The 14238-nt window shown below is 73.9% G+C and carries 10 protein-coding genes, 1 tRNA gene and 1 pseudogene; 5 read left to right on the forward strand and 7 right to left on the reverse strand.

Features of this window, described 5'->3' with window-relative positions; genetic code table 11:
• The first annotated feature begins 17 nt into the window (after positions 1-17).
• The 5 genes from ABT048_RS03905 to ABT048_RS03925 all read left to right on the forward strand — a co-directional run bounded on the left by ABT048_RS03905 (position 18) and on the right by ABT048_RS03925 (position 6340).
• A tRNA-Arg gene (locus ABT048_RS03905) sits at positions 18-93 on the forward strand.
• Between the two features lie 685 nt (positions 94-778).
• Positions 779-3454, forward strand: a complete 2676-nt coding sequence (locus ABT048_RS03910; RefSeq protein WP_350519709.1) for an Ig-like domain-containing protein — start codon at positions 779-781, stop codon at positions 3452-3454.
• Between the two features lie 194 nt (positions 3455-3648).
• Positions 3649-4950, forward strand: coding sequence for an SPFH domain-containing protein (locus tag ABT048_RS03915; protein ID WP_350519710.1), 1302 nt, complete (start codon positions 3649-3651; stop codon positions 4948-4950).
• Positions 4947-5963 carry a C40 family peptidase gene (locus ABT048_RS03920; protein WP_350519711.1) on the forward strand — a complete coding sequence of 339 codons (1017 nt, stop codon included), beginning with the start codon at positions 4947-4949 and terminating at the stop codon, positions 5961-5963. Before ABT048_RS03915 ends, ABT048_RS03920 begins: the two co-directional genes overlap by 4 nt.
• 176 nt (positions 5964-6139) lie before the next feature.
• Complete coding sequence (locus ABT048_RS03925) at positions 6140-6340, forward strand: hypothetical protein (RefSeq protein WP_350519712.1); 201 nt, start codon at positions 6140-6142, stop codon at positions 6338-6340.
• A gap of 54 nt (positions 6341-6394) precedes the next feature.
• Here ABT048_RS03925 and ABT048_RS03930 read toward each other — a convergent pair whose 3' ends face one another.
• The 7 genes and pseudogenes from ABT048_RS03930 to pelF all read right to left on the reverse strand — a co-directional run bounded on the left by ABT048_RS03930 (position 6395) and on the right by pelF (position 14203).
• On the reverse strand, positions 6395-7414 hold the full coding sequence (locus ABT048_RS03930; RefSeq protein ID WP_350519713.1) for an endo alpha-1,4 polygalactosaminidase: 1020 nt from the start codon (positions 7412-7414) through the stop codon (positions 6395-6397).
• 22 nt (positions 7415-7436) lie between these two features.
• Complete coding sequence (locus tag ABT048_RS03935) at positions 7437-8132, reverse strand: spherulation-specific family 4 protein (RefSeq protein ID WP_350519714.1); 696 nt, start codon at positions 8130-8132, stop codon at positions 7437-7439.
• Positions 8129-9046: an NAD-dependent epimerase/dehydratase family protein gene (locus ABT048_RS03940; RefSeq protein WP_350519715.1), complete on the reverse strand. Its 918-nt coding sequence runs from the start codon at positions 9044-9046 to the stop codon at positions 8129-8131. Before ABT048_RS03940 ends, ABT048_RS03935 begins: the two co-directional genes overlap by 4 nt.
• A 125-nt stretch (positions 9047-9171) precedes the next feature.
• A pseudogene (locus ABT048_RS03945) lies at positions 9172-9873 on the reverse strand (nucleotidyltransferase family protein); the annotation flags it as partial.
• Positions 9874-9946: 73 nt separating this feature from the next.
• Positions 9947-10939 (reverse strand): SDR family NAD(P)-dependent oxidoreductase, encoded by a 993-nt coding sequence (locus ABT048_RS03950; protein ID WP_350519716.1) that lies wholly within the window; start codon positions 10937-10939, stop codon positions 9947-9949.
• Between the two features lie 149 nt (positions 10940-11088).
• The gene (locus ABT048_RS03955) at positions 11089-12615 is read right to left on the reverse strand and encodes a hypothetical protein (RefSeq protein ID WP_350519717.1); all 1527 of its coding nucleotides are present in this window, start codon (positions 12613-12615) and stop codon (positions 11089-11091) included.
• A gap of 73 nt (positions 12616-12688) precedes the next feature.
• Entirely contained in the window at positions 12689-14203 is a 1515-nt protein-coding gene (pelF, locus tag ABT048_RS03960) for a GT4 family glycosyltransferase PelF (RefSeq protein ID WP_350519718.1), read from the reverse strand.
• Positions 14204-14238 lie beyond the last annotated feature (35 nt).

Genomic DNA, 14238 nt, shown 5'->3' on the forward strand with positions numbered 1-14238 from the left:
GGGTTCGCCCGATCCTTGCGCTCATAGCTCAACGGATAGAGCACTTGACTACGGATCAAGAGGTTGCAGGTTCGAATCCTGCTGAGCGCACCATCGAGAAGCCCCCGGCCACCGGCCGGGGGCTTCTCCCGTTTCCGGGCTCCACGCGCTCGGCCCGGCGGAGCACGCCGGCCCGGTGAAGGCGCTCGGCCCGGGGAAGCGGCCGGACCCGGCGAAGCGGTCGGGCCGTTCGAACAGAGCCCCTCGAAGAATGGTCAGGTCCCGGACGCTGGGGTCCGTCGGATCGGCCGGGAATTCCCATTCCCGCGTCCGTTCGGGGGTGCTGATTCCCGCCTAATGGATGAAATAAGGCCGTTTCGGGTACATCCCGTCCTGCCGCCCGGACGACCGCCAAACGGGTGGGACCCGGTCAAAAGCGTAGGTGTCGCAGTTTGACCGATCCGGGATCGTGATTCCTTTTTGTCGGATCTTGTGCCCAGACTGCCCGTCGCCCCGGCAGCCGACCGCGAAGGAGAGCCGGATGAGCCGACAGTTTCCCCGCACCGCTGCCGCCCTGGCCGTCCTCACGACCGGGCTGCTGACCGGCTGGAACGTTCCGCTCTCGGTGGCCCAGCAATCCCCTGACTCCTGGTCGGGGGAACACCGGGCGGTGCTGCCCTCCGGGCTTTCCGTCCGGATCGATTTCGACGCCTCTCCGGGAGTGGGCGTCACCGCCGGACCGGGACAATTGGCGGGCCGATCCGGAGGGGGGCGATCCACCACTCCCTATGCGGACGGAATGCACTCCGGAGACCCCGCGCAGACCTTCGAACTCACCCCGGACCGTGCGCAGGCGGACGGTTCCTGGCGCACCGCGGGAACACTCCGGCTCACATTCTCCCGGCCCGTCCGCAACCCCCGGCTGCACCTCAGCGGGCTCGCCGCGGTCGCCACCGGCACGTCCGGTACGACCGGCACCGCGGCCCGGCTGACCCTCACCGGCGGCTCGCCCGTCGCGCCCACCCTGGCCGGCCGCACCGACTGGTCCGGCTGGACGGTCGACGGCAACACCCTCGCCCCCGCGGGCCGCGACGGCGCCTCCGACGGCACGCCCGGCTCCGCCGCCGAAGGCTCGCTGGAGCTCGTCGGGACCTTCAGCACCGCGGTGTTCCGGGTCGAGCAGCGCTCCACGGCCCAGGCCGGCAGCACCACCGCCCCGCCCGTCCTGCGCCAGGCCTACACCGTCACCGTCGACGAGGGCGTCGGCACCGCACCGCAGGGCTACGGCAACGCCTCGCACGTCGTCTCCGACCTCTTCCTCGGCGCCGATGCGGCCGAGCCGTCGCGGCGCACCCGGCCCGGGTCCGGCGAGGCGGTGGACGACGAACCGATGGTCCGGCTCGACCACGGCGCCTCCCTGCTCAGCCCGTTCGCCGGCCCGTTGCCGCCCAAGCTCCAGCCCGGCCGCAGCGAGTACCACGGCGCCGACCCGTCGATCGGCTTCCCCACCGAGGCCGCGATCGGCCGCTACTACCGGCTGACCGTCCCGGTCGAGGTGGGCGACCAGCCCGCCACCCTGGCCGGCTGGATCGACTTCGGGCACGCCGGCCGGTTCGAGCCCGCCGAGCGGGTGCAGGCCGAGGTCCCGCCCGGCGCCGACACCGCGACCCTGGAGTGGACCGTCCCGCCCGGCGCCGCCTCCGGCGAGACCTGGGCCCGGCTGCGGATCGGCCGCGACACCAGGCAGCTCGTCTCCTCCGGCGGCTTCGCCGACTCCGGGCAGGTCTCCGACCAGCGGATCAAGCTGGCCGTCGGGGCCGCCCGGCCGGAGATCGCCGAACCCGTCGACGGCACCGTCCTCGCCGACGCCCGCCCGGAGATCAGGGGCGAGGGCGCGGTGCCCGGTGCCACGGTCGACATCCGGGAGGGCGAGACCTCGCTCTGCCGGGCCAAGGTCGGGCGCGGCGGCGGCTGGTCCTGCCGCCCCGCCGCGCCGCTCGCCGTAGGCCCGCACGGCCTCACCCCGGTGGAGACCACCACCGGCGGCGTGGTGCTGCGCGGCGAGCCGGTCAGGGTCACCGTGAAGACCGCGCCGCCGACCGCCCCCGCGCTCGCCCTGCCCGCCTACACCAACGACCCCGGGCTGCAGCTCACCGGCACCGGCGACGCCGGCAGCACCGTCTCGGTCACCGACCGTCCCGCGGGCGGCGAGCTCTGCAGCACGGCGGTGCGGACGGACGGGCAGTGGGCCTGCCTGCCGGTCGAGAACCTGGCGGACGGGAAGCACCAGCTCACCCCGGTCGCGGTCGACGCGGCGGGGAACCGGACGGCCGGGCAGTCGGCCGTGCTCGTCGTCGACACCGTCCCGCCGGCCCGGCCGACCCTCGGCGCGCCCGCTCCGGGGGAGACCCTGCGCGTCAGCCGTCCGAGGCTCGCCGGACGGGCGGAGCCGGGCGCGAACGTCCTGGTCACGGCGGGCGCTGGGTCGGGGTCGGGCGCGGGGTCGGGCGCCGGTCCGGACCAGCGGACCGTGTTGTGCGGGGCGACGTCCGCCCTCGACGGGAGCTGGACCTGCACCGCCAACCGGGACCTGACGGACGGGGAGCAGTGGCTGACCGTCACGGCCACCGACCCGGCGGGCAACGGGGCCTCGGCGGACCCGGTGCGGGTGCGGGTCACCGCCGCGGCGGTGCCTTCGCCGGCGACACCTTCTCCGTCGGTGCCTTCTCCGGCGGCCCCGAGCGCGGCGACGGCGAGTCCGTCGGTTTCGGCTTCGGCTTCTGCCTCGGCGTCGGTGTCGGCGACGTCGGGTCCGGCCCTGCCCAGCCCGACGGCGACGGCTTCGACGACGGTGGTGGCGCCCGTCGCCTCGACCACGGCCGCGGCGGCGAGTCCGAGTCCGGCCGTGGCGGCGCCGACCGAGGTGCCGGCGCCGGTCCCGCCGGGGCTGTTGCCGATCGTCGTTCCGACGGCGCCGCCCGCCGTTCCGGCGGCTGCGGCGAGCCCGGTGTCGTCCGGCTCGTCGGTGGTTCCGTCGGCCTCCGCCGTACCGTCCGCTCCTGCCACGACCGCCGCCGCGACTCCCTCGCCCGCCACTCCCTCGCCCACCGCCACCGCTCGTCCGACCCCGAGCCCAAGCCCGACTCTGACCCCTACTCCGAGCCCGCCCCCGACTCCGAGCCCGAGCCCGACGCCGTCCGCTGCCGGCGGCTCGGCCCGGGCCGCGGTCCTCGCCGCGAGCGGCCGGCCGTCGCCGTCCGGGCAGGCCGGGGCCGTGGCTGGGTCCGGGGAGTACGGCGAGGCCGTGGCCCGGCCGCTGCCCGTGCCGCCGACGGAGGGCCCGCACGGTGTGGTGGGCCGGTCCGAGCAGGCCGGCCGGCACGGTGGGCTCGCCGGGATCCTGCTGGTACTCGCCGGGATCGGGCTGATCACCCGTCGGGTGTTCGCCCGCGGTCCCGGTGTGCGACGGCGCTGACCTGCGCCGAACTGTCCCGACCATCCGCCCATGTGCCTGCGCGTCAGGTCGGCTTTGGATGATTCGTCAGTAAATGTCGACACACCTTGGCTCAAATGTCGCATTTGATGACGTATGAACTTAGCCTGACCCTGGCACTGCCCGTCAGATCCGGGCCGCCCGTTGCGCGACACACCGACCCAGAGGACCCGTGCATGGACGTCACCCGCGATTCGTCGCAGCGACCCGAAAACCCGCCCGAGATGCTCCCGCCGGCACTGCCGGAACGTTCCGCCTCCGGCTCCAGCCGGCTGGCCAGGGTCACGGCCGTCACGACCGTCAAGCCCGCCAAGCCGGTCGGTTCCGTCGACGACGGACCGGCGACCACCCCGTTGGCCGTCGTCCCCGGGCCCTCGTCCGTCGGCCCGGCGGACCTGCGGGACCCGCTGGACACGGCGCCCCCGGAGACCGTCGGGTGGCCGGACGCCACCCCGGCCGGGGCCGCCGCCACCACCGCCGCCACCACCGCCTCGACCTCCCGGCGCCCCCCGCGCGCCGACCAGGCGCTGCGTGAGCACGGCGCCACCGCGCTGCCCGGCTGGACCGCCCTGCTGGTGGTGCTGCTCGGGCTCGCCGGGGTGCTGTTCGTGCTGCTGCGCACCGGCGTCGTCCCGCACTGGGACGCGCTGCCCGACCTGCGCGGCGCCACCGCGCGGGCGAGCGGACGGCCTGCGGTCGACGCCGCGGCGATCGCCGCGGTCAGCGCGGCCGGCCTGCTGGTGGTGGTCGCGCTCGCCGGGCTGCTGGCCAACGCGGGCGGCGAGACCCGGGTGCTGAGCCGCTGGGGCCGCTACCGCGGCACCGTCCGCAGGACCGGTCTGGTCTGGGTCAACCCGCTGCTGCGCCGTCGCCGGGTGGACGTCCGTCTGCGGCACTGGCGCAGCGAGCCGGTGCGGGTGGTCGACCGGACCGGCACGCCGATCGTGGTCCGGCTGCTGATCGTCTGGCGGGTCAAGGACACCGCTCGGGCGCTGCTGGCCATCGCGGACCACGAGGGCTACCTGCGCGAGCAGGTCCAGGCGGTGCTCACCCGCACCGCGTCCCTGCTGCCGTGCGACAGCAACGCGGCGCCCGGCCCCGCGCTGCGCGACGGGCAGTGGTTCGCCGACGAGATGACCAGGGCGCTGGCCGCCGAGGTCGCCCCGGCGGGCCTGGAGGTGTACTCGGCGCAGCCGCTGGGGCTGGACTACGCGCCCGAGGTCGCCGAGTCGATGCGCCGCCGCCGGCTGGCCGACCTGGACGCGGGCCTGCGGACGGTGCTGGTGGACGACGCGGTGGAGGCCGCGGCGCTCGCGGTAAGGCGTCTGGAGCGCGCCACCGCCCACGAACTGGACGAGGCCGCCCGCAGCGCCCTGATGGAGCAGCTGCTGGTCGCCTTCGTCGCCCCGGCCGGAGTGGCCGCCTCGGTACCGCCCCCGGCCGCCCGTGCCGGGCGGAAGGAAGGACGACCCGCATGAGGATAGCCACCGGCGCGTACGCCGAACCCGGCACAGGCCTCGACGAGGACCCCGGTCCGATCGACTTCGAGGAGCGGCTCGGCAGCATCCCCGCGATCGCCGGCTGCGGCTGCCCGAACTGCGCGCCCAGGCCGCGCACCGCCCACCGCCCCGGGCCGGCCGGCGGCAGCCGAATACACCGTGCCGTGCGGAGCACCTGCCTGGCCACCACCGTGCTGGCGGGCGCCGGCGTGGTCGGCCTGACGGCCGGAGCCGGGTCGGCGCACGCCGCGGCCGGGAAGCAGGGCTGGGACGGCTCGAAGTACTGGTTCAAGAACGCTGCCGGCGAGTGGCGTTGGACCAGCCACTACGACGTCTACGCGAGCCGCACCGGCCGGTCCGGCGGATCCGGGGGCGCAGGCGGTTCCGGGGGTGCAGGGGGATCCGGCGCCTCCGGCACCAAGGCCCCCTCCAACGGATCGGCCTCCTCGAACGGCCTGCGCCAGGGCTGGGACGGGTCGAAGTACTGGTTCAAGAACGACAGCGGCGAGTGGCGCTGGACCAGCCACTACGACGTCTACCTGAACCGCACCGGGCAGTCCGGCGGCGGTTCGGCCCCCGCACCCGCCCCGCCCGTGAGCCGTGAGCCCCAGGACACCGCGCCGGCCTCCGGGAGCAAGGAGGCGGCCGTCGACTACGCGCTCGCCCAGCTGGGCAAGCCGTACGTGTGGGGCGGCAACGGCCCGTCCGGCTACGACTGCTCGGGACTGGTGCAGCAGGCCTACCGACGCGCGGGGATAAGCCTGCCGCGCGTGGCGGACGACCAGTACGCGGCGACCACGCCGATCGGCGCGGGGCAGCTGCGCCGCGGTGACCTGGTGTTCTGGTCGGACAACGGCCGCGCCTCGGGGATCCACCACGTGGGGATATACCTGGGCGGCGGCACCTTCGTGGAGGCACCCCGGCCGGGCAGGACCGTCCGGGTCTCGACCCTCGACGCGGGCTACTACCCGACCCACTTCGGGCGTCCGTAGCGCCGCGGACGCACCCGGCCCCCGACCGCGCGCCGCCGTCGGGGGCCGGGCTCCCCGCGGTGTTCACGAGCCGGTCGCACCACCGTCGCACCGCCGCCGCACGGCGGGTGGTGCGACGGTTCCGAAGGGGGGTCCGGGCTGTGCCTGAGGTGGGCCGATTCGTTAGAGTCCGTGCCATGGCTGACAACGACTACGACCCCGCCGGCAGCACTCAGATGTTCCGGGCGTTCGTCGACGAGACCCCGGCTCGCCAGGAGCCGGCCACCGTTTCCACCTACGGCCGCAGCGGCGGCGGCAGCCGGACCGGCGTGATCGCGCTGGTCGCCGTCGTCGCCCTGGCCGTGCTGGGCGCCGTCATCTGGCTGGCGGTCAAGTGACCCTCGCGCGGGTGACCCTCGTCCGGGTCACCCGCGCGACGGGAGCGGAACACCTCAACAGGGCTTGCGCCAGGCGTTCAGGTCGAGCTTCTTCTGCATCGAGCTGAAGCCGAGCGACTTGGCCTTGGCGCAGAACTTGTCCGTGTCGAGCTTGTACTCGACGTGGAAGACCGCCTTGCCCGCCTTGACGAAGGGTGCGACGCGGTCGCACTCGTCGAACTGCGAGCACTCCTCGTTGACCGCGAAGTCGAAGTCCGGCAGCAGCGCGGGGATCTGGTCCAGGTCGTTCTTCAGGCCGATGGCCAGGCCGCGCTCGTGCGCGAGCTGGGCCAGCATCCGGTTGTACTTCAGCTGGTCGTCGGGGGTCAGCGGGAAGCCGCTGTTCTGGTTGTAGGCCTCGATGGTGTCAGGCTCGATGGCGTCGAAGCCCTTGCTCCTGCACATGTCGAAGCGGGCGGCCATCAGCGGCTTCAGCTGGTCGAGCTTGCGGATGTCGAACCACTTCTCCCCCTTCCAGCCGGTGTCCGAGCCCTGCAGCGCCTTGGCGAAGGCGGCGGAGTCGGGGCGGAAGTCCTCCCAGGAGCCGGCGTTGATGTAGCAGATCACCTTGCGGCCCTTGGCGTGCAGCGCGGCCACCACCGAGGCGTCGTTCTCGAAGCCGTCGATGTCGTAGACCGGCACGTCCACCGACTGGTCCACGGGGCCGCCGCCGAGCTGCCACTGCCAGGCCAGCCCCGGAGTGGGCTGCCAGCGGGCGCCGGTCGGCGCCGGGGCGGTGCCGCCGGGCGGGGTGGTGCCCGGGGCGGTGGTGCCGCTCGGGGTGCCCGGGGCCGTGCTCGTGGCGGGGGCGCTGGGCGAGTCCGGGGCGGGGGTGGCGTCGGGAGTGCCGTCGGGGGTGCCCGGGGCGCTGGTGCCGGGTGTGCTCGGGGCGGTGGCGGCGGGCGGGGTGCTCGGGGAGCCGTCGGCCGAGTCGTCGTCGTCCTCCGAACCGGAGCTGCTGCACGAGGTGGCCAGCAGAGCGGTGGCGGTGGCGAGGGCGAGGGCGGCCGGCAGGAGCCGGTTACGGCGGTTCACGGTAGTCGAACTCCGAGTCGGGTCAGGTCAGTTCGGCGGCGGTCAGACCGTACGGCAGGGTGCGCCAGGGGTTCTCCCCGGCGCCGGGGACGGCGCAGCCGACGCCGGCCCGGCGGGCGGCGATCAGGGCGGTGGCGTCCTGGGCGTGCTCGGGCGGGACGTCGTAGACCAGGTGGCAGAACCGGGAGGACGCGTGCCGGCCGGTCCACAGCGGTTGGGTCATCGCACGGTAGGTGTCCCAGTCCCCCTCGAAGGTGACCAGCAGGTCGGCCAGGCCGACTTCGGCGTACCCGGGATCGGGGTGCTCGCCGTGACCGAAGATCACGGTGCCGCACCCGGCCGCGCGGGCCGCCGTGGCCAGTCGCCGGTAGTGCGCCAACGCGCCCGGATGGGTGGTCACCTGGTCGAGGTAGACGCCGGTGATGCCGTGGCGCTGGCGGTACGTCAGGATGTCGGCGACGACGGCCGCGTGCGGTCGGCGGCCGTAGTCGGTGTCGGCGTACCCGACCAACGGCAGCCCGGCCGCGCGGAGTTCCTCCGCGGCCTCGGCGAAGACGCCGTCCGGGACCTCGCCCGGACCGTCGGCGAGGTTGAGCACGACGGCGGCGATCCGGGTGGGGTCGGCGGCGGCGACCGCCCGCCAGGCCGCCGGGTCCACCGCGGGGTGGACGTACAGCGGCACCAGCAGGCGGCCGTCGGGGAGGTGCCCGGTGGTCATGCGACCACCGGGGTCGGCGTGGGCTCGGGGGTGGCGAGCCACAGGTCGCGCAGGGTGTCGGCGAGGTCCGTCTCCGGGTGCCAGCCGAGCGCCCGGGCGGCGGCCGAGATGTCGGCCTGCTGCCAGGAGACCGCGGTCGAGCGCTCGGAACCCACCCCGCTCTCGTCGATCCGGCCGGTGAACCCGGCGGCGGCGACCAGTCCGTCGGCGATCGCCCGGACCTGCTTGGCCTGCCCGGAGGCGAGGTTGAGCACCCGGGGGAGCGGGCCGTCGGCCGCGACGGCCAGGCCGATCGCCTTGGCGATGTCCCGGGCGTCGACGAAGTCGCGGTAGGCGGAGAGGTCACCGACCGTGACCACGCCGTCCGCGCCCTCGGGCGCCACCCGGCGCAGCTCGGCGGCCAGTCGGCCGGCCAGCGAGCCGGCCGGGGCGCCGGGGCCGACCGGGTTGAACACCCGGAGCACCACGGCGTCCAGCGGCGAGCCGGCCACCGCGAGGGAGCCGGCCAGCTTGGTCGCGCCGTACACGCCGACGGGGCGGGCGTCGGCGTCCTCGGGCAGCGAACTGCCCTGGTCGCAGACGCCGTACTCGCCGGCCGAACCGATGTGCACCAGGCGGGCCTTCGGGGCGCCGAGCTCCAGCGCCTCGCAGAGCACCGCCGGGCCGCGCGCGTTCACCTCGGCGAGCTTGACCGCGCTGCCGGCCACCGCGCCGGCGAAGTTGACCACCGCGTCGGGGGCCAGTGCGGCCAGTTCCTCGCCGAGCGGGCCGACCTCGGCGGTGGCCAGGTCGAGCCGCAGGTCGTGGTGGGGCCGCCGGCCCGCGGTCAGCAGGGTGGTGTCGGGCAGCGACCGCAGGACGGCGGTGGCGTGACGGCCCAGGAAGCCGTCGGCGCCGAGAAGCAGGATTCTCACGCGGCACGTCCGTCACTCTCGGCGCCCGCGGCGGCGGGCTCGTCGGCGGAGTCGCTCGCGGCGGTGCGGGCGGCCGGGATCGGCAGCTCCGCGACGCCCGGTGCGACACCGGCCGACTCGAAGGGCATCAGGACCGGGCGGATGGTCGAGAACTCGGCGTTGGCCCGGTCGTAGTCGTCGGGGCGGCCGATGTCGAGCCAGTAGCCGCCGAACTCGTACGAGGCCGGCGGGGTCTTCGCGGCCAGGAGGTCCAGCACCAGCTCGTCGAAGCCCAGCGGCAGGCCGGGGGTGTACTTGGCGAGCGCCGAGCGCGAGACGCCGTACACGCCCATCGAGACGCGGTAGTCGATGCTGGGCTTCTCCTGGAAGCCGGTGATCGCGCCGGAGTCGGTGGTCAGCACGCCGAAGTCGATCTTGACCTGGCGGGCGTAGGTGGCGATGGTCAGCGGGGCACCGGACGCCTCGTGGTGCTTGAGCACCCCGGCGAAGTCCAGGTCGGTGAGGATGTCGCCGTTCATCACCAGGAAGTGCTCGGGCAGGCGGTCCTGCATGGTGAGCAGCGGGCCCATGGTGCCGAGCGGGCTGTCCTCGACGGCGTAGCCGACCCGCAGGCCCCACTGGGAGCCGTTGCCGACGTAGGCGCGGATGATGTGGCCGAGGTGGCCGATGGCCAGGGTGACGGACTGGAAGCCCGCCGCGGCGAGCTGGCGCATCACGATCTCCAGGATCGCGTGCTGGTCGCCGATCGGAACGAGCGGCTTGGGAAGCGCGGTGGTGTAGGGGCGGAGACGAACGCCCTTGCCGCCGGCCAGGATCACTGCATGCATGGTGTTTCCCCCACGGAAAGGATGTGCAGTACACGAACCTTGGTTACCAGGACGAGCATGAACGCGAAGGCGGTCAGACGTTGTAGATGTCGGTCTTGTAGCGCGCCAGGTTCGCCGGGTCGCGGAAGAACTCGATGGTCTGCTCCAGGCCCTGCTCCAGGCTGAACTGCGGGGCCCAGCCGGTGGCCTCGCGCAGCCGGGTCGCGTCCGCGACCAGGCGCATGACCTCGGAGTTGGTCGGACGGATGCGCTGCTCGTCCTCCTTCACCACCAGGTCGACGCCCATCAGCTTGCCGACCAGGGTGACCAGGTCGCCGACCGAGATCTCGCCGCCGGTACCGGCGTTGAAGGTCCGGCCGACCACCGACTCGGCGGACGCGGTGCCGACCGTGCGGAACGCGTTGGCGGTGTCCTTGACGAACATGAAGTCGCGGGTCGGGCGCAGGTCGCCGAGGGTGATCTCGGTCTGGCCGGCCGCGACCTGGGCGATCACGGTCGGGATGACGGCGCGCATCGACTGCCGCGGGCCGAAGGTGTTGAACGGGCGCAGCGTGACGACCGGGGTCTCGAAGCTGGCGTGGTAGCTGTCGGCCAGCCGGTCCCCGCCGGCCTTGGAGGCCGCGTACGGGGACTGGGTGTTGATCGGGTGGTCCTCGGTGATCGGCACGGTCTGCGCGGTGCCGTAGGTCTCGCTGGTGGAGGTGTGGACCAGGCGCGGGATCTCCAGGTGGCGCACCGCCTCCAGCACGTTCAGGGTGCCGGTGACGTTGGTGTCCACGTACGAGTGGGGGGCGCGGTAGGAGTACGGGATCGCGATCAGGGCGGCCAGGTGGTAGACCGCCTCGGTGCCCTTGACCAGGCCGTTGACCGAGCCCGGGTCCCGGACGTCGCCGAGGATGATCTCGACCGAGTCCAGCACCTCCTCGGACAGGGTCTCCAGCCACCCGAAGGAGGAGAAGGAGTTGTACTGGACCATCGCGCGGACGTGGTGCCCGTCGGCGACCAGGGTCTCGACGAGGTGGGAGCCGATGAAGCCCTCGGCTCCGGTAACCGCGACGCTGCTCATGCGGGGTTCGCTTTCTCGATCTGCCGTGGCGGGCCGGACGCTCTGTGGTGGTCGGCCGCCGGTTGGTCAGGGTGGGTGTTTCGGGTCAAACGGGTACGACGGTGCACGTAAGGAGGCGTGCGGGATTTTCGGTGTGATTCGGAAGTGGTTCAGCGGTGCTGGGTGGTGCGGCCGAGCGCGGGCCCGGCGATGGAGGTGAGGACGACGGCGGCCGCCCCGCAGCCGATGAGCTGCAGGACGATCGGATCCACACCGGTCAGCAGCCCGGTGCTCTCGGCACCCGCGGCGGCCAGACAGATGAGGGCGGTGCTCCAGCTGAACCCGAAGGCGTTCAGCAGCAGCGCCAGCCAGAGCGAGCCGCCGAGGAGCAGCATCGCGCCGAGCTGGGGCACGCCGAGCGCGGGGGCGCCGGGCCACAGCACGGTCGCGGCGGCGTCCAGCGCGGCCACGGTGGTGAGGTAGATGAAGAGGCAGCCGAGCAGGATCCCGCCGGTGCGGCGGGTGAACTGGCCGGTGGTGTGGCTGGTGCGCAGGGCGGCCACGGCCATCGCCCGGTAGCGGAAGAGCAGCCACTCGGCGAGGCCGAGACTGAGCGTCAGCGCGATCATGGCCGGTCCGGTCGGTGCGGTCGCCGCCCCCTGCGGGGCGTGGCCGCCGGTCTGCACGGCCTGGTGGATGGTCGTGCCCAGGCCGGCGATCAGCGTGAGCGCGCCGCAGGCCAGGCCGAACAGCAGGTGCGGGACCTCCTGGCGGAGCGGCAGCTTGAGCGCCACGGACTCCCGTTCGCCCCGGCGGACGCAGAGGAACAGCTCCCGGACGGCCAGCCCGACGGCCAGTAGCACCGAGGCGAGCAGCACGACCGTACGCACCGCTTGCGGAACGTCCGTCGCCAGCACCACGCCCGCGCCGACCGAGGCCGGGGCCAGCGCCAGCAGCAGGAACTTCTCCCGCCCGAGCACCAGCAGCACGGTGGCCGCCGCCAGGTAGCAGGACTGCCCGGCGGCGAAGCACAACGCCCCGAGCGGCCCGCCCACCACGTACGCGGCAGCGGCCGCGATCAGCGCGCCGAGCGGTGCGCCGACCGCCAGGCAGACCGCGGCCTCCCGGCGGCGCAGCCGGCTCAGCCAGCGGTACGCGCGGTGCGCCAGGGCCTGGTTGAAGCCCCAGCTGACCAGCGTGGCGATCGACAGCGCGAGCATGCCCGAGGGCAGGCCGAAGCGCATCCGGGTGGTCGCGAACAGGTTGGCGCCGAGCAGGTAGCCCAGGCCGGGCAGGGCGAACACCAGGCCGCGCACCACGCAGCGCCAGGGGTCGGCCCGCCAGGGGTTGGCGAACTCGGAGCTCGGGCCGGGGTAGCGGCGCTCGACCTTCTCGAACAGCTCCTCGGCGACGGTAAACGCGTCGGGGCGGCCGTACAGCAGCGCCGCCTGCTCGTCCGAGAGACCGTCGGACTCCAGGAAGGCCGCGATCTCGTACGGGTGGACGGCGTCGGCGCAGACGTCCCGCAGGCGCTCGGCGAGTTCGTCGAGCGGGTCCGCGGAGAGGCCGAGCTGCTGCTCGGGCCCGGGCTCGGGGTCCGTCGGGGCGGGACGGCGGAGCTTGAGCGGCAGCGTGCGCAGCTGCATCGTCCGCTCGGAGCCGCCCTCGTCCGGAACCAGTCTCAGAGGACCGCTCATGCGTCCACCTCGCAGCGCTCGGCGGCCGCTTCGCGGGACACGCACCTCTTGATGGTTCTCTCGCTTCGCGCGCTCACGCGCCCACCTCGCTCGGCTCGGGCCGGGAGGAGGTCAGCTGCTGGCCCCAGTCGGGGCTGGGGGCCTGGTCGGTGACGGCCACCATGCCGCCGGGCATCCAGCGGGAGGTGCCCAGGAGTTCGGTGTAGATGCCGCGGAAGCCGTCGATGTTCTGGCGCAGCGTGAACTGCTCGATCACCCGCAGCCGGGCCCCCTCGCCGAGCCGGGCGCGCCGTTCGGCGTCGCGCAGCAGCTCGATCGCGGCAGCGGCCATCGGCTCGGGCTCGCGCGGCGGGACGACCAGACCGGTGTCGCCGACGGCCTCGCGGACGCCGCCGACGTCGGTGGAGACGGTCGCGCGGCCGCAGGACATCGCCTCGATCAGGGTGAACGGGAAGCCCTCGCTGATGCTGGAGAGCATGACCACGTTGCCCGCCGCGTACGCGTCGGTGATGTCGGCGACGCGGCCCTCGAAGGCCACCGACTCGGCTATGCCGAGCTCGGCGGCCAGGGCTATGCAGCCGTCCCGGTACGCTTCGCCGCCCTTGGGAGTGCCCCCGAAGAGCCGCAGTCGCGCCTCGGGGATCTCGCGGTGGACGATGGCGAAGGCCCGGATCAGCGTCTCCAGGTCCTTGATCGGGTCGACCCGGCCGGCCCAGCTGAGGGTCGGGGTGTCGGGCTCGGGGCCGGCCGGCGGGAAGGCCGCCGGGTCGACCCCGTTGTAGACGGTGCGGATGTGCGCGGACGGCGTGCCGCCGCGCTCCTCCCAGCGCCGGTTGTACCGGTTGCCGGGGGTGACCAGCGCGGCCACCCGGTAGCTCTCCTCGGCGAGCATCCGGTAGAAGCCGAGCAGCAGCGCCTTGACCGGCCAGCGGTACGGGCCGGTGCGGTAGCCGAGGTAGCGCTCGCGCAGGTAGATGCCGTGCTCGGTGAGCAGAAACGGTACGCCGTACTGCTGGGCGGCGATCAGCCCGGGCAGGGTGGCGAGGCCGCCGCTGGCCGCGTGCGCGACGCCCTCCTTCGGCGGCTCGACCGCGAGCGGCCGCAGGGCGTGCTCCAGCAGGTCGGTCGCGTTCAGCGCGTCGTGCAGGGTGGGCAGGGAGACGGCGGTGGGCAGGTAGTCCCGGGTCCACACGTGCTGCAGGGTGCGCAGGGCGCGCTCGCTGCGCAGCGCCGGGCTGAGCAGCCCGCGCCGGGCGAGGTCGGCGAAGCCGTACAGCTCGGTGCCGAAGTGCGTGGTGTAGACCGGGTCGAGGATGGAGTGCAGGAAGCGCTCGTACGCGTTGAGGAAGCGCCGCAGCTCCTTGCCGCGGGGTGCCCTGGCCTCGGAGGCCGGGCCCCACAGCGGAGCGGTCGTGACCGACTTGACGTTGGCGGGCAACTCCCAGGCCAGTGCTTCGTGGCCGGTTCCGGTGACGGCGATGACGTCGAAGTCGACGTCCGGCATGCCTTGAACGAGCTGGTCGCACCAGACGCTCACGCCGCCGTGCTGGTGCGGATACGTCCCCTCGGTGAGCAGGGTGACGCGCATTCCTGTCCCCCCTCCTGTTCTTGCGTAGGTTCCGG

The sequence above is a fragment of the Kitasatospora sp. NPDC096140 genome (assembly GCF_040303045.1).
Classification (GTDB): domain Bacteria; phylum Actinomycetota; class Actinomycetes; order Streptomycetales; family Streptomycetaceae; genus Kitasatospora.

What these genes read in the sequence shown, in the direction of transcription:
- pelF (WP_350519718.1), bottom strand. Translation starts at nt 14,203, where the DNA reads ATGCGCGTCACCCTGCTCACCGAGGGGACGTATCCGCACCAGCACGGC.
- ABT048_RS03925 (WP_350519712.1), top strand. Translation starts at nt 6,140, where the DNA reads ATGGCTGACAACGACTACGACCCCGCCGGCAGCACTCAGATGTTCCGG.
- ABT048_RS03955 (WP_350519717.1), bottom strand. Translation starts at nt 12,615, where the DNA reads ATGAGCGGTCCTCTGAGACTGGTTCCGGACGAGGGCGGCTCCGAGCGG.
- ABT048_RS03920 (WP_350519711.1), top strand. Translation starts at nt 4,947, where the DNA reads ATGAGGATAGCCACCGGCGCGTACGCCGAACCCGGCACAGGCCTCGAC.
- ABT048_RS03910 (WP_350519709.1), top strand. Translation starts at nt 779, where the DNA reads ATGCACTCCGGAGACCCCGCGCAGACCTTCGAACTCACCCCGGACCGT.
- ABT048_RS03950 (WP_350519716.1), bottom strand. Translation starts at nt 10,939, where the DNA reads ATGAGCAGCGTCGCGGTTACCGGAGCCGAGGGCTTCATCGGCTCCCAC.
- ABT048_RS03935 (WP_350519714.1), bottom strand. Translation starts at nt 8,132, where the DNA reads ATGACCACCGGGCACCTCCCCGACGGCCGCCTGCTGGTGCCGCTGTAC.
- ABT048_RS03915 (WP_350519710.1), top strand. Translation starts at nt 3,649, where the DNA reads ATGGACGTCACCCGCGATTCGTCGCAGCGACCCGAAAACCCGCCCGAG.